Source organism: bacterium, from assembly GCA_035380285.1.
GTDB lineage: Bacteria > Auribacterota > Erginobacteria > Erginobacterales > DAOSXE01 > DAOSXE01.
This window is the reverse complement of record DAOSXE010000022.1, coordinates 1-16567: the sequence shown is the minus strand read 5'-3', so window position 1 is coordinate 16567 and position 16567 is coordinate 1. Positions and strand designations below refer to the sequence as shown.

The 16567-nt window shown below is 67.6% G+C and carries 14 protein-coding genes and 2 pseudogenes; 2 read left to right on the top strand and 14 right to left on the bottom strand.

Annotation, left to right across the window (positions count from 1 at the left end; translation table 11 throughout):
- Nucleotides 1-197 precede the first annotated feature (197 nt).
- The 3 genes from PLZ73_09185 to PLZ73_09175 are packed head-to-tail and all read right to left on the bottom strand — an operon-like array spanning nucleotide 198 to nucleotide 2451.
- Complete coding sequence (locus tag PLZ73_09185; GenBank protein ID HOO78047.1) at nucleotides 198-476, bottom strand: hypothetical protein; 279 nt, start codon at nucleotides 474-476, stop codon at nucleotides 198-200.
- 59 nt (nucleotides 477-535) lie between these two features.
- Nucleotides 536-1309: an inositol monophosphatase family protein gene (locus tag PLZ73_09180; GenBank protein HOO78046.1), complete on the bottom strand. Its 774-nt coding sequence runs from the start codon at nucleotides 1307-1309 to the stop codon at nucleotides 536-538.
- Nucleotides 1310-1350: 41 nt separating this feature from the next.
- A complete protein-coding gene (locus PLZ73_09175) occupies nucleotides 1351-2451 on the bottom strand; it encodes an aminopeptidase (protein HOO78045.1) in 1101 nt (366 codons plus the stop codon).
- 77 nt (nucleotides 2452-2528) lie between these two features.
- On the opposite strand from PLZ73_09175, the gene PLZ73_09170 reads away from it, so the two are divergent.
- Nucleotides 2529-2924, top strand: coding sequence for a hypothetical protein (locus PLZ73_09170; GenBank protein HOO78044.1), 396 nt, complete (start codon nucleotides 2529-2531; stop codon nucleotides 2922-2924).
- Nucleotides 2925-2936: 12 nt separating this feature from the next.
- Here the strand turns inward: PLZ73_09170 and PLZ73_09165 are convergent, their stop codons facing one another.
- From PLZ73_09165 to grpE, 10 genes and pseudogenes are all read right to left on the bottom strand, one after another.
- Nucleotides 2937-4076, bottom strand: a complete 1140-nt coding sequence (locus tag PLZ73_09165) for a metallophosphoesterase (GenBank protein HOO78043.1) — start codon at nucleotides 4074-4076, stop codon at nucleotides 2937-2939.
- Nucleotides 4077-4140: 64 nt separating this feature from the next.
- Nucleotides 4141-5304: a 4Fe-4S binding protein gene (locus PLZ73_09160; protein ID HOO78042.1), complete on the bottom strand. Its 1164-nt coding sequence runs from the start codon at nucleotides 5302-5304 to the stop codon at nucleotides 4141-4143.
- Nucleotides 5305-5319: 15 nt separating this feature from the next.
- Nucleotides 5320-6180, bottom strand: a pseudogene (gene rpoD / locus PLZ73_09155) (RNA polymerase sigma factor RpoD).
- Nucleotides 6181-7947: 1767 nt separating this feature from the next.
- A pseudogene (locus PLZ73_09150) lies at nucleotides 7948-8274 on the bottom strand (RNA polymerase sigma factor region1.1 domain-containing protein).
- Nucleotides 8271-10055 carry a DNA primase gene (dnaG, locus tag PLZ73_09145; GenBank protein ID HOO78041.1) on the bottom strand — a complete coding sequence of 595 codons (1785 nt, stop codon included), beginning with the start codon at nucleotides 10053-10055 and terminating at the stop codon, nucleotides 8271-8273. Before dnaG ends, PLZ73_09150 begins: the two are co-directional and overlap by 4 nt.
- A gap of 22 nt (nucleotides 10056-10077) precedes the next feature.
- The gene (locus tag PLZ73_09140) at nucleotides 10078-11025 is read right to left on the bottom strand and encodes an NGG1p interacting factor NIF3 (GenBank protein HOO78040.1); all 948 of its coding nucleotides are present in this window, start codon (nucleotides 11023-11025) and stop codon (nucleotides 10078-10080) included.
- Nucleotides 11026-11082: 57 nt separating this feature from the next.
- Nucleotides 11083-12324 carry a MiaB/RimO family radical SAM methylthiotransferase gene (locus PLZ73_09135; protein ID HOO78039.1) on the bottom strand — a complete coding sequence of 414 codons (1242 nt, stop codon included), beginning with the start codon at nucleotides 12322-12324 and terminating at the stop codon, nucleotides 11083-11085.
- A complete protein-coding gene (locus PLZ73_09130) occupies nucleotides 12321-13058 on the bottom strand; it encodes an RsmE family RNA methyltransferase (protein HOO78038.1) in 738 nt (245 codons plus the stop codon). The genes PLZ73_09135 and PLZ73_09130 overlap by 4 nt, the downstream gene beginning before the upstream one ends.
- Before the next feature lie 2 nt (nucleotides 13059-13060).
- On the bottom strand, nucleotides 13061-14191 hold the full coding sequence (gene dnaJ, locus PLZ73_09125; protein HOO78037.1) for a molecular chaperone DnaJ: 1131 nt from the start codon (nucleotides 14189-14191) through the stop codon (nucleotides 13061-13063).
- Nucleotides 14188-14706 carry a nucleotide exchange factor GrpE gene (gene grpE, locus PLZ73_09120; protein HOO78036.1) on the bottom strand — a complete coding sequence of 173 codons (519 nt, stop codon included), beginning with the start codon at nucleotides 14704-14706 and terminating at the stop codon, nucleotides 14188-14190. Before grpE ends, dnaJ begins: the two co-directional genes overlap by 4 nt.
- 284 nt (nucleotides 14707-14990) lie before the next feature.
- Between grpE and PLZ73_09115 the strand changes: the two genes are divergently transcribed.
- Complete coding sequence (locus PLZ73_09115) at nucleotides 14991-15989, top strand: hypothetical protein (protein ID HOO78035.1); 999 nt, start codon at nucleotides 14991-14993, stop codon at nucleotides 15987-15989.
- A 44-nt stretch (nucleotides 15990-16033) separates the two neighbouring features.
- Here PLZ73_09115 and PLZ73_09110 read toward each other — a convergent pair whose 3' ends face one another.
- Nucleotides 16034-16546: a periplasmic heavy metal sensor gene (locus PLZ73_09110; GenBank protein ID HOO78034.1), complete on the bottom strand. Its 513-nt coding sequence runs from the start codon at nucleotides 16544-16546 to the stop codon at nucleotides 16034-16036.
- Between the last annotated feature and the right edge of the window lie 21 nt (nucleotides 16547-16567).

Here is a 16567-nt window from a genome sequence, read left to right as displayed (position 1 = left end):
CCCCTGGAGAGTTCAGCACCTGATTTCTCTGATTGGGGAGGGGGAAAGGGTTCAGGGTTCAGGAGGGCAGGTATAGAGCATAGAGCCCGGCATTCCCAGGCCGTATTCATCCCCTTAAATCCTCTGTGCCTCTTGCGCCTCTTGTGGCCAACCCTCCCCTCTGCCCTATGCTCCACGCTCCCCCCTTCCCCACCCCCTCACTGCTGATAGGCGATATATCCGATGACCGCTCCCACCATGAGGATGGTCAGGATGATGGCCACGGCCTCGTTGGACGCCAGCGGCCCCTTGGGGTCCTCGCCCCCCGCCAGCACCCGCGCTTCGTACCCGGAAGCGACGAGCGCCGGGGCCGACGCCCCCCCGTGAGTCCCCCGCGAGGGGACCATCGCTCCCTGCGCCCCGGAGGACGGCAGAGCCAGCGGGATCATGAGTCCCAGGGCCAGCACCACGGCCGAAACCCGCTTTTTACCAATCATCGCGACCTCCTCGATGAACGCGTTTACCCTGTATTATACGAAATCGGCGCCGCAATTGCTCAATACCGGGGCAGGCAAAATCCCGAACCGCCGATGATCTCCACCATCAGGCCGTGCAGGACCGGATTGGCGGCGACCACGGCGCGCTTTTCCAGGTCGAGGCGCTCCCCCCGGAAACCGCTGACCCGGCCGCCGGCTTCCTCAACCAGCAAAGACCCGGCGGCGATATCCCAGGCCCGGATGCTGAACTCCCAGTATCCGTCGAGGCGGCCGGCCGCGACCCAGGCCAGGTTGAGGGCGGCGGACCCGTCCCGGCGGAGCCCCATGATCCGGGGGAGGAACGCTCCCGCCAGGGCCAGCGCCGAGGCCCGATGAGAGAGCTCGTAGGGGAAACCGGTGGCCAGGAGCGCCTCTTCCAGGAGGGTGACGCCGGTTACCGCCAGGGGCGTCCCGTTCAAAACCGCGCCCGCGCCGCGGACGGCGCGGAACAGCTCGTCGCGGAGCGGATCGTACACCACCCCCAGCGCCGGGCCGGAGCGGTCGACGAGGGCCACGGAGACCGAGCACTGGGGATAACCGTGGGCGAAGTTGGTGGTGCCGTCGAGGGGGTCGACCAGCCAGCAGCGGTCGCCCCGCCCTTCCCTCGCCCCCGCCTCCTCGGTCACGATCCCGTCGTCGGGAAAAGCGTCGCCGATGACCTGGAGTATCTCCCGTTCGGCGGCCAGGTCGATTTCGGTGACGATATCGACCCGGCCTTTGTGGGCGATCCTGGCCGGGCGGGCGAAACCCCGGCGGATGACGGCACCGGCGGCGCGGGCCGCGGCTTCGGCCACGGCAAGTTCCGGGCTCGGCGCCCTTTCTGTGGCCGAAGGGCTCATCCCATCCGGTTCAAGGGAGCGAGTTCGGGGAGGAGGAAACGCCCCCGGGCCTGGACCAGGACCCCGTCCAAACGGATCTCGGCGTCGGAGCAGAGTCGGACCAGGTCCCAGTGGAGGGCGGAGCGGTTCCCGTTGTCGCAGTCCTCGTAGGCGGACCCCAGGGCCAGGTGGACGGACCCGGCTATCTTCTCGTCGAAGAGGGTGTTGCCGGTCGGGCGGCGGATCCGCCGGTTCAACCCGAACGAAAACTCGCCGGGCACCCGGGCCCCGGAATCGACGGAGAGGATGGCCTCCAGATCGACCGCGCCCCGGTCGGCCCCGCACTCCACGACCCGGCCTTTTTTAAAGACCAGGCGCGGGTTGACGACCAGACGGCTCTGCCGCTCGCAGACGGTGTTGAACACGATCGTCCCCTCGACGCTTCCCGCCACCGGCGCGGTGTAGACCTCGCCGTCGGGCATATTGCGGTCGCCGTGACAGCTGACCGCCCCCATCCCGGCCACGGAGAAACGCAGGTCGGTATCAGGCGCTTTGATGGAGACCGCGGAGGCGGACGCCAGCAGCCGCCTCAGGGGTTCCTGGCGGTCCCGGATCCGGGCCCAGTCGACCAGGCAGGCCCGGAAATAAAAATCCTCGAGGTCGGCGAGGCTCATCCCGGCGTCCTGGGCCTGGGCCGGGGTGGGATACCTGGTCACCACCCAGCGGGTGTGGTTGACCCGGCGGTCGAGGATGGGCCGGAGCAACCGCTGGCGCGCCCCGAGCACCCCGGCGGGAACCCCGCTGAGGGCGCGGCTGTTGCGGGGGGCGCCGATCCCGATATAGACCTGGGCCGCCTTCATGAAGGCGAGTTCGTGCGTCGGGAAATACTCCAGGGCGGCCGGGGAGGCGGCCCGGTAGAAATTTTCCTCCAGCTCTTCGTTGACCGCAACCGGCCGGACGCAGCGGGCCCCGCGCTTCAGGGCCGCGGTTTGGATTTCCCGGACGAACTCCACCGGGGTCCCGTCCTGGTACTGGAGCATGACCACGTCGCCGGGCGCGACGGCGGTGGAATACTCCACCAGGATCCGGGCCAATTTTTTCTGTCTCGGGTCTCTCATCGGGGTCCTCCCGGGTTCCGCCCCCGCGGGGGGACGAGGTTGCATAATACTATTCCCGGGAATAAACTTGAAGCAGGATGCGCGGGTTCGTCTCGATAACGGTGGTTCTGGGCGCCTTGGCGGCGGTTCCGTCCCCATCCCGGCCGGCGGTCGGAACGGGGGACCGGGTCCTCCCCTCGGGGATCGTCATCCCCGGGCATAAGCGGCCGGAGACCAAGACCGGTTACCGCTGGGTGGAAGGGCGCCCCTGGAAGGACGGCGGCTGGGTCCCCGGGTACTGGGAGCCCTCGGGGCCGAGGCCCCCCGGACGGATCTGGGTGGGGGGGCGGATGGCGCGGGGGGCCTGGATCCCGGGGCGCTGGATCGAGGAAGTGCCGGGCCGGACCTGGACCCCCGGGCACTTCAACCGCTTCGGACGGTGGGTGGAGGGTACGTTCTCCCCCCCGGTCCGGGAAGCTCCGGCGGCCCCCTGAAGGCCGCTCCTCTTACTCCTGCCCGAACTCGACGGTTACCAGCATCACCTCGGGCCGGTTGCCGATCCGGACCGGCGGCCCCCAGTAGCCGGCGCCGCTGGTGACGAGCAGCGTCATCTCCCCCACCCGGTATTCCCCGTAGATATACGGGAAGAAGAGCCCGACCAGGCACTCGAACGGGGAGAGCTGTCCCCGGTGGATATGCCCGGAAAGCATCAGTCCCACCCCGGCGGACGCCGCCTCCGCGACCCGGCTTTCCGCCGGCTGGTGGTCGAGCAGGACCACCGGGCAGGCCGGATCCGTTCCCTCCAGCACCGCCGCCAGGGGGGTGCGGTCGAAACCGAACCAGCCCCGCGCGTAATCGTCCCGGCCCGCCAGATAAAAACTATCGGCCACCAGCACCGCCTGGTCGCGGAGCACCCGGATCCCGCACGATTCGAGGAAGGCCCGGGCGGCCTCCGCCCCGGAAAGGTACTCGTGGTTGCCGAGGACGGCATAGACCCCGAGGGGGGCGCGAATCCGGGAAAGCACGCGGCGGAACTCGTCGGAGTTGTCGATGCGGATATGGCTGTCCAGGGTGTCACCGATAATGACCACCAGGTCGGGGTGGACCGACTTCACGGCGGCCGCGATCCGGCAGAGATGGGCCGGCCCCACGAGCAGGCCCAGGTGAATGTCGGAGACGGCGGCGATGCGCACCCGGCGCAGGGGGCCGCAGCCGGGGGCGAGCGCGACGCGCTGCTCGGTAATCCGGACCCGGGCGGCGTTGCGGGCCCCCGCCGCCAGCAGCAGGGTGACCGCCAGGAAGAGAACCGCGGCCAGGCGGCGCCCCAGCCCGGGGCCCGGCGTCCATGTACGCCCCAGGACCCGGGCCCCGAGCAGGCCCAGCCGCAGGACGACAAACGCCAGGGAGAGATACCACACGTACCCGTACCAAGCCGCCCCCAGGGAGGCCAGGAAGAGGCTGAGATCGGGCCCAAGGACTCCGGAAGCCACCCGGGGGAGCGGATAAGCCAGAACCGCGACCGCGGCCGCCGCCCAGAAAAGCAGCCTGCCTTTCCCCCGGGGACGGATGAGGGCGAAAAAATTCCAGACCAGCCAGGCGTTGGCGGCCAGGTGGAGCAGGAAAAAAATGATCGTTACCGTCATCATGGGCGAACAGAATACCCGATTCCCCGCGCGGATGCCAGAACGCGTCGGCCGCCCGGGAGAGCCTTCAGGAAGAGGGCCGCTCCTCCCCGGAATCGTTCCGGGGGCGGCGGCGGGCCAGGATCTGAAAGAGCGCGCCGGTGGGGCAGAGGGAACGGCACCAGGGACGGGGGACGAAGAAGGACAGGAGCAGGAAAGAGCCGGCCAGAATCAGGCTGGAGAGGGGGGCGGCGGGGGGGCGAAACGCCGCGAAGGGCTCGAACCCGGCCAGGTCCCCCTCCCAGCCCGCCAGGAGGGCGGCGGCGGCCGCCGCCAGGAAGATCATCCGGAGGCTCCGGGCGGCCCGGAACGGTTTTGCCGAAACCGCCCGCGGAGAAGGCCCCGCTTTCCGGACCAGGTCCTGCGCCGCGCCGAAGGGGCAGAGCCGGGCGCAGTAGAAATTGCGGCCGGTGGCCAGGTTGACGGCGACCGAGACCGCCGCCGCGGCAAGGAGGAACACGGCCAGGGGGTGCGAGGCGTTCCCGGGTTCGCCGACCAACCAGCGGCGCGCCAGCTCCAGGGAAAGCAGGCCCCCGCTCCAGACTCCGAGAACCGCGAAGGTGGCGGCCGAAACCGCGAACCGGATTTTCCCGGGCGTCCGGGGGAGGAAAAAGACCGCCAGATTGAGCGCCAGCGCCAGCCAGGCCGGCCAGGGCGCGGGCGCCCGACGAAGCATGTCCGGGGCCGGACCGGCCCCGGAAAGCCCGGAACGGACGGTGGCGATGACGGCCGAACTGGTGATGGTGGCGCCGCTGACGGCCTCGACGTCGAGACGCGCCGCCTCGTCGCCGGGAACCCCGTTCCAGGAATCCAGCAAACCCCGCTCGACCGCGAAGTCGCGGTAGGCGGGCGTCTCCCGGTTGGACAAAAGCGATACTCCGCAGACGCACCCATCCGGGTCCACGCCGATCAGAAGGGGAACCGGGCCGCCGTACCCCGGGCACCGGGCGGCGGCGGCGGTGGCGTCGATCACGGTCCCCAGCGGGACGCCGCCGGAGTTCTCGACGCCGAAACGCTCCGCCGGGCCCGGGAAGACCCGGGCGGCTCCGGGAAAGATCCGGCGGACCTCCTCCAGGGGGGGAGCGGCGGACGGGACCGGCTCGGGGGCCCGGAGCGCGGCCCGCAGCAGGAACAAGACGGCCGCCAGGGCGGCCGGGGGCAGGAAGGATTTCAGTATCGGCGCCCCTTTCACCGGCGGCGGGGCGTATCAGATATCCCAGATGGTTTCGGTCATCCCGTCGCCCTCGGCGAATTCGAGAAAACCCTGGAGTTTCCGGGCGCGGGTGGGGTGGCGCATCTTGCGCAAGGCTTTGGCTTCTATCTGGCGGACCCGCTCCCGAGTGACGTTGAAGATCTTCCCCACCTCCTCCAGGGTCCGCGGAGAACCGTCCTCGATCCCGAAGCGGAGTTTGAGGACCTCGGCTTCCCGGCCGGTCAAGGTCTTGAGCACCTGGCGGATCTGCTCCCGGAGGAGTACGTAACTGGTGGCCTCGGCCGGGGATTCGGCCCCTTTGTCCTCGATGAAGTCCCCGAATTGGCTGTCTTCCTTGTCCCCGACCGGGGTCTGGAGCGAGATCGGGTGCTGGGCGATCTTGAGGATGCCCCTGACCTTCTCCACCATGATATCCATTTCCTCCGCCAGTTCCTCCGGGGAAGGCTCCCTTCCGGTCTCCTGGAGAAGTTTCTTGGAAACCCGCATCAACTTGTTGATGGTCTCGATCATGTGCACGGGGATGCGGATGGTCCGGGCCTGGTCGGCGATGGCCCGGGTGATCGCCTGGCGGATCCACCAGGTGGCGTAGGTGGAAAACTTGAACCCCCGGCGGTATTCGAACTTGTCGACCGCCTTCATCAGGCCCATGTTCCCTTCCTGGATCAAATCGAGGAAGGAGAGCCCACGGTTGGTGTATTTCTTGGCGATGCTGATGACCAGGCGGAGGTTGGCCTCGACCATCTCTCCCTTGGCGCGCCTGACCTCCGCCAGGGCCGCGCGGAGATCACGGTAGGAGGCCTGGAACTCGTCGATGGTCATGAGGATGCTCTGTTCCATCCGCCGCAGTTTCCGGCGCTCGTTCTTGAGCTCGTTCCGCGCCGCCGCGGAACGGGAAGTCCGGGCCTCGCAGGCCTTGATCGTCCGCAGCGCCTCGTCCACCCGCAGGTGGAGCCGGGCGATGGGGATGAAGAGGTCTTCGACGATATTCTGCCGGAATGAAAAGTTTTTCAGCAGTTCGAACATGCCCGCGTTGAGCCGGTCGAGTTCCTCCCGTTCCCGCTCCCGTTTCCCCTCCTCCTTGCGCAGGCCTTCCAGTATCTTGAGGTCCTTCCGGTTGGCGGAAACCGTCTTTTTCAGTTCCGAGGCGAGACGGGCCATCCCCTTGCGCTTGGCGGCCTTGGCGGCGGCGGCCGCCAGCAGCGTCCCGGCGGCGGCGGGATCGTATCCCGGGAAGAGTTTTCCCTGATGGGCCGCCAGACCGGCCATGGTCAGTTGGTTCCAAATCCCGAAGATCAGCTCCCGGATCCTTTCCTCCCGCCCGGATTCGCCTCCGAAATCGGCCTCGATCGCCTCCAGTTCCCGGAGGTTCTCCTCCATGGATTCGGCCAGGGGTGCGAGCGCATCGGCCGCGACCGGATTCCCGCCCAACCGGCCCAGAAGCCGGGTCAAACCCGCCTGGGTCCGGCGGTAATCGTGTTCCGGGAAAGCCTCCCGGACACGGGCCGGCTCCACTCCGGCGGCCAGAAGTTTCTTCCTGATATCCTCGACCGAACGTTCCAGCTTCTCCTGGCGGCGGGGGGCGGAACGCAAAGCGTCCGAGACGGCGGCGACCGCCGCCGAGGAGTCCCGGAACCGTTCCACCGCCCGGCGCGCCCGCTCGATGTCCCGGGCGCGGCCGGGGCCGCCTTCCAGGCACTTGAGGGCGGCGGCGGCCACCTGGGCCGGAGTCGATTTTTTCTTGAAGACGCGGCGCAGGTCCCGGAGCTCGAAACCCAGCTTCGCGAACCGTTCTTCCAGCTCCGCCTGTTCCTTCCTCACCTGGTCGCGGCGACCGGGAAGTTTCTTCTCCTCCTCCCGAACCCCTTCCAGAAAAACGGCTTCTTCCCGGGCGGCGGCGGCGAGGGCCAGGACCTTCGCCCCCGGGGCGCTTTCCAGGACCGCCGGGGGCAGCTCCCCGAGAAGAGCGGTGACGTTTTTCATCGTTTCGGAGAGGGATTCCGGGGGAAATATCCTCTCGAAATCCCGGGTCCTCAACCCCAGGGGCTTGACCCGGCGGCGGGCGTCGAAATAGATTCGGGCCAGCTTGGTCGAAATCTGATCGATACTCCTGGAGGCGTCGGCCACGCCGACGGCGGCGGCCAGTTCCCGCTCGATCGCATCGGCGATGCGGGCCGCTTCTTCCCAGGCCGGGGGCATCTTCTCGTCCTTAAGGGAAGCGGCGATCTCCCTGACCCCGGCGACGATCCGGTCCGGGGCGAATGCCGGGAAAATCCGGGAGGGGTCGGCCTCGGAAAAGCCGCTCTCCTCCACCCGTTCGCGGGCGCGGGCCAGCCTTCTCCGGATCTGGTCGTCGAGGCGGGCGATCCGCTCGGCGTGGCTGCGCAGGGCGCTGTAGCGGTTGAACCTCGCCCGGATCTTATCCTGGAGCACCCTGATCTCCTCCATCCAGGCGGGCAGTTTTTCCAGGTAGTTCTCGCGGCTCATTCCTTTTTTCTCGACCACGATCCGGTCGAACCGCTCCTTTCCGCTCAGGAGCCGACGGGCCAGGTTGCCGATCTCGCGGGGAGTCACGCCCATCATCAGGGTCAGCCGGTAGACGGCGGCCTCGGCCTTCTCGATCCGCTTGGAAATCTCGACTTCCTGCTCCCGGCTGAGGAGGGGCACCTGCCCCATCTGCCGCAGGTACATGCGGACGGGATCGTCGATGATGTCGTAGGGGGCGCCCTCGGCTTTTTCCGACGAGCTTTCGCTTTCGCCCGCGCTCCCGGATACCTCGAGAATCTCGATCCCCATCCCCTGGACGAAGGACCGGATGTCCTTCATCTCGTCGGGGCTGATCAGCTCTTCGGGAAATTCCGTGCTGAGGTCGGCGAGGGTGAGAAACCCCTTGTCCTCGCCAAGCTCGATGAGGCGTTTCAGCCGTTCGTTCTTGTCTTCAAGGGCGCTCATGATTTTTCTTCGTACCTCTCCCTGAATTCCCTGGGCAATGCGCGCAGGAGCCGGTCGAGGGCCATCCGGTCTTTTTGCAGTCCGGCGATATCTCCACCCTGTTTTTCCACCCGTTCGATCTCTTCTTCCAAGACCCGCGAGCGCTCCGACAGGCTCCGACGTTTGAGGAAACAGAGGTAATCGCCCACTTCCCCGCGCGCCGGCGCCGGCGGCGTTTCGTCGAAAAGCCACGCCGAAACCAGTGACTGTTCCCCTTCTTCGCGCACCACCAGCGGCAGCTGGCGCGCCAGAGGGAACTTCTTCTCCCGGATCAGATCCACCATCCGCTCCACCAGATGGCGCAGCCCGGGGGAGAAGTCTCGGGGGTCCAAGTCATTTTCCGCAAAGACAGCAATGCTATCGTGGTGGAGTAATATTTTCAAGAGATTCCGCTCGAATTTGTCGCCCTTTTCCCGGGGGGAGACCCCGTCCCGGCGCGGGGGGCGGATCGGGGCGGCCCCGGGAAGGCCCTCCCCCTCCCGGACCAGGGCCTGCTCCGAAACCCCGAGGCGAGCCGCGATCCGTTTCAAGTAGGTTTCCCGCAGCATCGGGCTCTCCACCCGGCGGACGGTTTCGAGCATGGCGTGGGCCACCCGGCGCTTCCCCGCGGGCGAAGCGATGTCTTCGCAGGCGCAGAGCCGCTCCAGCTTGTAGTCGAGGAGGGGTATCCCCGCCGCCGCCAGCCGGAGAAAGGCTTCGCCGCCCCGGTCCCGGATGAAACTGTCAGGATCGTGACCGGCGGGCATCAGCGCGATCCTGACTTCGAAATTCTTCTCCAGAAAGATATCCAGACCCCGCAGCGAAGCGGCCTGGCCGGCCGCGTCGGCGTCGAACGCGGTAACCACCCGCTCCGCATGGCGGCGCAGAAGCAAAGCCTGGTCGGGGGTAAAGGCGGTTCCCTGGGAGCAGACCATGGTCGAGATCCCGGCCCGGTGGGCACGGATCACGTCCAGGTAACCCTCCCCGAGAATGACTTCCCCGGCCTCGTCGATGGCGCGGCGGGCCCGGTCGAGCCCGAAGAGGACGCGCCCTTTCTGGAAGAGGGGACTTTCGGGGGAATTGATGTACTTGGGCGCGTCGTCGGCCTCGCCCAGAACCCGGGCCCCGAACGCGATCACCCGGCCCCGGGGATCGCGGATGGGGATGATCAGGCGCCCCCGAAACCGGTCATAGACCCGCCCCTGTTCGTTGCGGACGGCCAAGCCGCCCTCGACCAGCTCCTCGTCACGGAATCCGCGGCGGTGGGCGTGCTTGAGAAACGAATCCCACCCGGGGAGGGCGTACCCGAGCTGGAAATCCTGGGCGCACGCCCGGTCGAAACCCCGGGCTTCCAGGTACTCCCGCCCCGCCCGGCCCCGGTCGGACTTGGTCAGAACCCAGTGATAAAACCCGGCGGCGGTTTCATGGAGCCGCAGCAGCCGCTCGCGACGGGAGGCGTTCTCGGGGGTGGTTTCGGGGAGGGACACCCTTCCCCGCTCCGCCAGGGCGCGCAAGGCTTCCATGAAGGAATAGCCTTCCTGCTTCATGACGAACTCGATCACGTCGCCGCCGGCGCCGCAACCGAAACAGCGGAAGATCTGGCGGTCGGCGTTGACCATGAAGGAGGGCGTCTTTTCCTGGTGAAAGGGGCAGAGGGCCTTGTAGTTGCGGCCGCTGCGCTTGAGCGGGAAATAATCGGAAACGACGTCCACGATGTCGATGCTGGATTTGACCAGGTCGATGATGTCGGGGGTTATCTTCACCGGGGGGAGCGACGAAGCCCTGTCACCGGGCTATTCTCCGAAAACCCGAGCAAGGCGTGATTTCGAAAGCCCCCTCCCCTCCCAAACGGTCGAGGAGCAAATTCATTCCCAGGCTGTCGCTGGCGATATGGCCCGCGACCACGAGGTTGAGATGATGCTTCCGCGCGGCTTTGAGGTACTTCTCGCTGACATGCATGACCACCGCGGTGCCGACCCCGGCCCCCACCAGAGCTTCCGGAGCACGGAGAGACCCTTCCGTCCCCCCCGTCATCTCCACGACGATCCTCCCGGGGCGGCGCCCCGCCTCCCCCGCGACCACCCGCGGAGGGGATGCCGCGGCGGCGGCATACTCCGGGATTTCCAGAAGCAGGTCCACCAGTCCGGCGAGGTCCGACGGGGTCCGGCCGTCGATCAGGGCCTGCAGAAAGGAATTCACGCAGTTGTCGGCCGGGGTGTGAAAACAGGCGAAGGGGATTCCCAGGAGGCGGGCGGCATCCACCGCCCGTTCGGCGTTGGCGGGGAGGAACCTCCGCTCCACTTCGCCGGAGCGCTCGGCGACCAGGGCTTCGGCCACGTTGATCGGGACCCCGCCGCGGTGGAGCATATCGGCCTGCATGCCGATTACCCGGAAAAAACCCGACATCCCCGTCCCCTCGGGATGGTGGGCCAGGAGCAGATCGATCCGCCGGCCGCGGTCGCGCAGGCGGTCGGCCAGGAGCACTTCCCCCACCTCGACGTCGATCCCGACCATCACTCCCCGCACCTCCGTCTCCGGGTCCCCGCAGAGGATCCGGGTGTCGGCGTAGGGGTTGGACAGCCGTTCGGAATCGAAGCGGCCCATCTCCCGGGGATCGAGTTTCTCGTACTCCCGGGCCACGCGTCCCAGGAAAGCCTCGATCCCCTCGGGACCCCGGGGATCGGCCGCCGCCCCTATCTCCAGGGCCCGGCGGTAAAGCTCGATTAATCTCATCCGCCCTCCTGCAGTAGGCAAGTGTACCTACCATATTAGCCGGGCTTCCGCCACCATTTAAAGCCCGTCGTCCCCCGGGGGAACGAGGGGTTCGACCAGACAGCCGTCCTCCTCCTCCGCCACCACCCGGACCGGGGCCAGGGAACCGGGGCGCCCCCTTCCCGAGATCAGAGTCACTTTCTGGTAGTATTCGTCCGTTCCCCGCGGGCGCCCCAGGCGATCGACGCCCTCCCAGAGGGCCACCCCCTCCCGGCCGATCCGGGAGCGGCGGTAGGTTCGGGCGGCTCGGGCCGCCCGGGCCTCCAGGGCCGCCATCCGTCGCGATATCTCTTCGCCGGGAGGGGCGGCCCACGCGGACGCGGCCGTCCCCGGGCGGGGGCTGTAGGGGAAACAATGCACGCGGCTGAAACCGGCCGCGTCCAGCGTCAGCAGGGTCCGGCGGAAGTCCGGCACCTCTTCCCCCGGGAAACCGGCCATCACGTCCGTGCTCAAGGCAATGCCCGGGACGGCCCGGCGCAGCGAACCGATCAGGGCCAGAAACTCCCCGGCGCGGTAGTGCCGGTTCATCCGCCGCAGTACCCGGTCCGACCCGCTTTGAAGGGGGATATGCAGGTGGGGGCAGATCCGTTCCGCCGCGGACAGCAGCTCGATCAGCCGGGGACTCACCTCCATGGGCTCGATCGAACTCAGCCGAAGACGGAAGCCGCCGGGGAGCGACAGCAGTTCCTCGACCAGGTCTTCCAGGGCTACGGGAACGGGCAGGTCGGCTCCGTAGCGACCGAGGTGGATCCCGACCAGGACCAGCTCGCGGTACCCCCCCTCGGCCAGGCGCGCCGCTTCCTCCCTGACCTCGGCGACGGCGCGGCTCCGGGAAGGGCCGCGGAGATAGGGGATGACGCAGTAACTGCAGAAGGAGTCGCAACCGTCCTGAACTTTGAGAAAGGCCCGGTGGCGCCCCTCGAAACGGCTGATGGAACGGGCGGCCGGGGCGGGAAGGCGGGCCTGAATCGACCCGGGACCGACCAGTTCCTCCAGGGGGCGTCCCCGGTCCCGGGCCAACCGACTTCCGCAGCCGGCGATGAAAAAACGCGCGGCCGGGTGCCGGCGCCGGAGGCCTCGAACCAGCTTCCGGCACTTCGCCTCGGCGCGTTCGGTCACGGCGCAGGTGTTGAGAACGATCAAATCCGGATCTCCCCCCCCCTCGGTCCACCCCGAAGCGGTCAGAGCCTCCCGGACGGTCTGGCTTTCGTACTGGTTGACCTTGCAACCCTGGGTCACGATTTTAAACCGCCCGGTCATGGCTCCCGCCGGAAAAACCTTTCGTGCACAGCCGCCAGCGCCGCCACCGGGGCGGTAACCGCCCGGAGGGTGTAAGGCCCCAGGGAAAAAAAGACGGCGCCGGCGCCGGCGGCGGCGGAGATCTCCCCGGGTTCGAACCCCCCTTCCGGCCCCACCATCAGGAGAACGCGGCGGGGGCGCAGACCGGGTTCGACCGCCGCCGACAACGGCCGGTCGGACGCTCCCCGGGCGACCAGAAGCAAGTCCCAATCCCGAGCGGCTTCGAGGAGTTCGGCCAACCCGATCGGAGGTCGGATCCGCGGGAGACGGGCCCGCCCCGATTGCCGGGCCGCTTCGCGGGCGATGCGGTTCCAACGTTCGATTTTCCGCGCCGGGTCCCGCCCCGGAACGGCGACGCAGTTGCCGGCGACCAGGGGGATGAAGCCGTCTATGCCCAATTCCGTGGCCTGCCTCAGGACCGTTTCGGTGTTCCCCCCCTTGAGCAACGCCTGGGCCAGGTCGACCCGGTAAGGTCGGCCGGAGGGGCGGAGCGCGGTGCCGATCACCGCCGCGGTCACCCGCCCGGGGGCGACCTCCGCGATCTCGGCTTCGCTTTCCTCCCCGTTACCGTCGAACCCTACGATCCGGTCGCCCCGGGAGAGGCGCAGGACATCGCGCAGGTAGTGGGCGTCGGCGCCGGTGAAAACCAGGCGCCCGCCCCGCCGCCCCCCCGGGGGGATGCAGATCCGGCGCACGGTCATCGCTGAATGAAACGACGGACCTTTCCCAAAATCCCCTTCTCCGAAGGGCGGTTCCGCTCGGTGAGGGTCTCGTCGAACCGGCGAAGCAGCTCTTTCTGTTTGGCGGTAAGGCCGGCGGGAGTTTCGACCGAGACATGCACGTAGAGATCCCCGCGCCCCGAGCCATGGAGACGAGGGATGCCCAGACCGCGGAACCGGAAATCGTGTCCCGGTTGGGTTCCGGGAACGATCTTCAGTTCGGTCTCTCCCTCCAGGGTGGGCACGGCCACCGTTCCCCCCAGCGCCGCCAGGGGAAAAGAGATCGAGATCTCGCTGTGGATGTCGTCGCCTTCCCGGGAGAACAACTCGTGCGGCTTCACCCGGATGTGAATATTGAGGTCCCCGGGAGGGCCTCCCCTTTCGCCGGCTTCTCCCGAGCCCCGGCGGCGGAGGATGGAACCGGTCTCCACCCCGGGGGGGACCTTGACGTCGATCGAGACGTGTTTTTCGATCGACCCCCGGCCGGCGCATTCCCGGCACGACTCGCCGGCGACCGTTCCCCTGCCCGCGCACTGGGGACACGGGGTTTCGCTGGTGAAAATGCCGAAGAGCGTCTGACGCGTCTGGCGGAGGTGGCCCGTTCCGCCGCAGCGGGAACAGCGCGGGGTCGGGGTCCCCGGTTCGGCCCCCGTGCCCCCGCAGCGGGAACAGGCTTCCCGGCGGCTGATCTCGATTTTTTTCTGAACCCCGGTCGCTACTTCGGCTAGGTCCAACTCCATCTGATAATCGATGTCGCCGCCGCGCGCCGGAGCCGAACGGCGGGAGGGCCCGAACCCGAAAATATCCCCGAAGATGCCGCCGCCGAACCCTTCGAAAAACTCCCGGAAGATGTCCGCGGGGTCGTGGAAGCCGAACCCCCTGCCCTTGAGTCCGTCATGGCCGAACTGATCGTAGATCCGCCGCCGGGAGGGATCGGAAAGCACTTCGTAGGCTTCCGAAACCTCCTTGAACCTGCTCTCGGCATCGTGGTCGCCGGGGTTGCGGTCGGGGTGGAAACGGAGGGCCAGGCGACGATACGACTTCTTGATCTCTTCCCCGCTGGCCGCGCGCCCCACCTCCAGGATCTCGTAGTAGTCTCTCCTGGTCATTCTCCCCCCGGGTTCCCCTCCGCGCCGGCTCCCCCTTCCTCCGGGTTCCAGTAGACCTTCACCGCCGACGGGCGCAGAAGCCTGCCCTTGAAGGTATACCCCCGCAGGATCTCGTCCGCTATCGTCCCGTCGGGGTGGTCCGCGGTCTCGACCCGTTCCACCGCTTCATGCAGGAAAGGATCGAAGGGGCAGGCCCCGCATTCGATCTCCTCCAAGCCCTGGCGGGAAAGGGCCTCCAGGAGCTGTTTCATGATCATCTCCACCCCCTGGCGGTAGGAAGCGGTGTCTCCCTCATCCTGGGAGACCTTGAGCGCCCGCTGGAAATTGTCCAGGACCGGGAGTAGCTCGGCGACCAGGTCCTGATTGGAGAAAGTCAGGTATTCCTCCTTTTCCTTTTCCAGCCGTTTGCGGGCGTTATCCAGGTCGGCGTACGCCCGCAGCATCCGCTCCCGGTAGTCCTCCCCCTCGGCCGCCTTGGTCATCAGCTGCTCGTAGTCGGCGCGGGAAATGCTCACCGTCTCTTCACCGGCAGGCGGCGGCGGTTCCGGTTCACGGGGCCGACCCGGCCCTCGTTCATGATCCCTGTTCTGTTTCATCCTTCGTATCCTCCCGAGGGATAGCGGGCGCGCTCCCGGTCGAAACCCTTCCGGCGCCGGCGTCATTCAATGCAGCACTATATAACCCGCCCCCGCTCCTGTCAACGCGACCGGGGGGAGGCGGCGGCGGGGCGGCTACTTTGCTCTTGACGGGAACTTATTCGTCTGTGCTTACTATTGTACATGAAAATCCCCGGCCGCCCATGTCCGAGTCCCTGAACAACACCGATATCGCAACCCTGGCCGAGGGGGCCCTGGTCCTTTCCCATTACCGCCAGTTCCGTCCGGCCGCCCACCTGGCGGCGGAGATCGTCCGACGCCTGGGGAAAAACGGGGAAGCCGGCGAGGACGTGGAGCTGACGGCCGAACTCGCCCCCTTCCTGGGCTGGGAAGACGGCTATCTTCCCGGTTTCATCCAAGAAAAAGCGGCGAAGCTGGTGAATGCGGCCCTGGAACGGTGCGCCCGGGAAGGCGCCGCCCCGCCTCCTCTCCCCGACCGGGGGCCGAGCGCGGAAGTATGGGCGCGCCTGGAAAAAACCCTGGGACAACCGATCCTGAACCTGAGAAGGGGGGCGCCCGACCTCTCCCTTTCCCCCCGCGATTTCCGGGATCTGGCCCGCCTGCGCACGCGTATCGAGCACTGGGCGCCGGGGTTCGAAGACCGTCTCCGGGCCGCGGGATACCGGGTTTGGCTGGACTCCATTTCCCGGGTCAATCCGACCTCGGGCTATATCTGGGTGGCGTTCCGACCCGACCCCGCCTTGAAAAAGGTGGAACAGCCCACTTTTTCCCTCTTATTCACCTGCCGTCATCTGCGCGCCGGATTGGAGATGGGGGGAAGGACCTCGACCCGGCGGGAACTTTACTTCCGCAAGCTGTTGGAAGGGGAACTGGACCGGCCCCTGGGGGAACTCGCCGAGAACGAGGGCGTCTTCGCCGATATCGCCTGGTACTTCGCGGTGCGGGCGGTCTTCCCCATCCGCGATTTCCTGGTAGTCCCCTCGGTCAGGGAAATCATCCGGGAAAAAGCCCGGAAAGGCCTGGAGAAGCTGAAGGAAGGGAACCTGTATTCCTGGAACCTGGCGCTTCCCTGCCGTATCTTCGAGGCCGAGCGGTTCACGGAATCGAACTCGGAGATGGAAACCTCCCTTACCCGCCTGGCCGGGCCGGTGCTGGGGCTCTGCCGGGAACTGAACCGATAAAAAAGCGGCGGCGGCCGAAGCCGCCGCCGCCGGGAGGGTATCGGTTATTCCTCGACGGGGGCAGCGGCCCTGCAACCCTCGCCGCCCATGCCGCCTCCGGACATCCGGCCGGCCATTCCGCCCGGCCCCCGTCCTTCGCCCGAACCGCGGGCGCCGCGGCGGGAAGGACGGTTGAGCTTCATGTACTGCTTCCACTGGTCGGGAGTGAGCATCGACCGGATGGTCACCTGTTTTTCCAGCTGGGCCCGGCTCTGGTCGGCCTGGGCCGAGGAGATGACGCCGGCCAGCCTACGGCATTTCTCCAGGTCGGGGGTGGCCGAAGACATCTCGTCGCGGAACTCCAGGCGGGCCTTGGCGATGGCCGCGCCCGTGTCCACCGCGGCCAGAGCGTACCGGTGTTCCACTTCCCTGATCTGAGCGGCCTGCTCGTCGGTCAGGCCCAGTTTCTCCTGCAGCTTCTCGGGGTCGTACCGCATCCCGCGGTGCTGCTGCGAGAAGCCCGTCGCCGCCCCGACGGCCATGACCGCCGCCAGGGAGAGTAACCCGATCCGTTTCATATTCAGCCTCCTGGGTTCGGG

Excerpts from the sequence above, each read along its gene's own strand:
- PLZ73_09115 (HOO78035.1), top strand. The coding sequence starts at position 14,991 with ATGTCCGAGTCCCTGAACAACACCGATATCGCAACCCTGGCCGAGGGG.
- PLZ73_09175 (HOO78045.1), bottom strand. The coding sequence starts at position 2,451 with ATGAGAGACCCGAGACAGAAAAAATTGGCCCGGATCCTGGTGGAGTAT.
- PLZ73_09135 (HOO78039.1), bottom strand. The coding sequence starts at position 12,324 with ATGACCGGGCGGTTTAAAATCGTGACCCAGGGTTGCAAGGTCAACCAG.
- PLZ73_09165 (HOO78043.1), bottom strand. The coding sequence starts at position 4,076 with ATGATGACGGTAACGATCATTTTTTTCCTGCTCCACCTGGCCGCCAAC.
- PLZ73_09170 (HOO78044.1), top strand. The coding sequence starts at position 2,529 with ATGCGCGGGTTCGTCTCGATAACGGTGGTTCTGGGCGCCTTGGCGGCG.
- PLZ73_09140 (HOO78040.1), bottom strand. The coding sequence starts at position 11,025 with ATGAGATTAATCGAGCTTTACCGCCGGGCCCTGGAGATAGGGGCGGCG.
- PLZ73_09110 (HOO78034.1), bottom strand. The coding sequence starts at position 16,546 with ATGAAACGGATCGGGTTACTCTCCCTGGCGGCGGTCATGGCCGTCGGG.
- PLZ73_09185 (HOO78047.1), bottom strand. The coding sequence starts at position 476 with ATGATTGGTAAAAAGCGGGTTTCGGCCGTGGTGCTGGCCCTGGGACTC.
- dnaJ (HOO78037.1), bottom strand. The coding sequence starts at position 14,191 with ATGACCAGGAGAGACTACTACGAGATCCTGGAGGTGGGGCGCGCGGCC.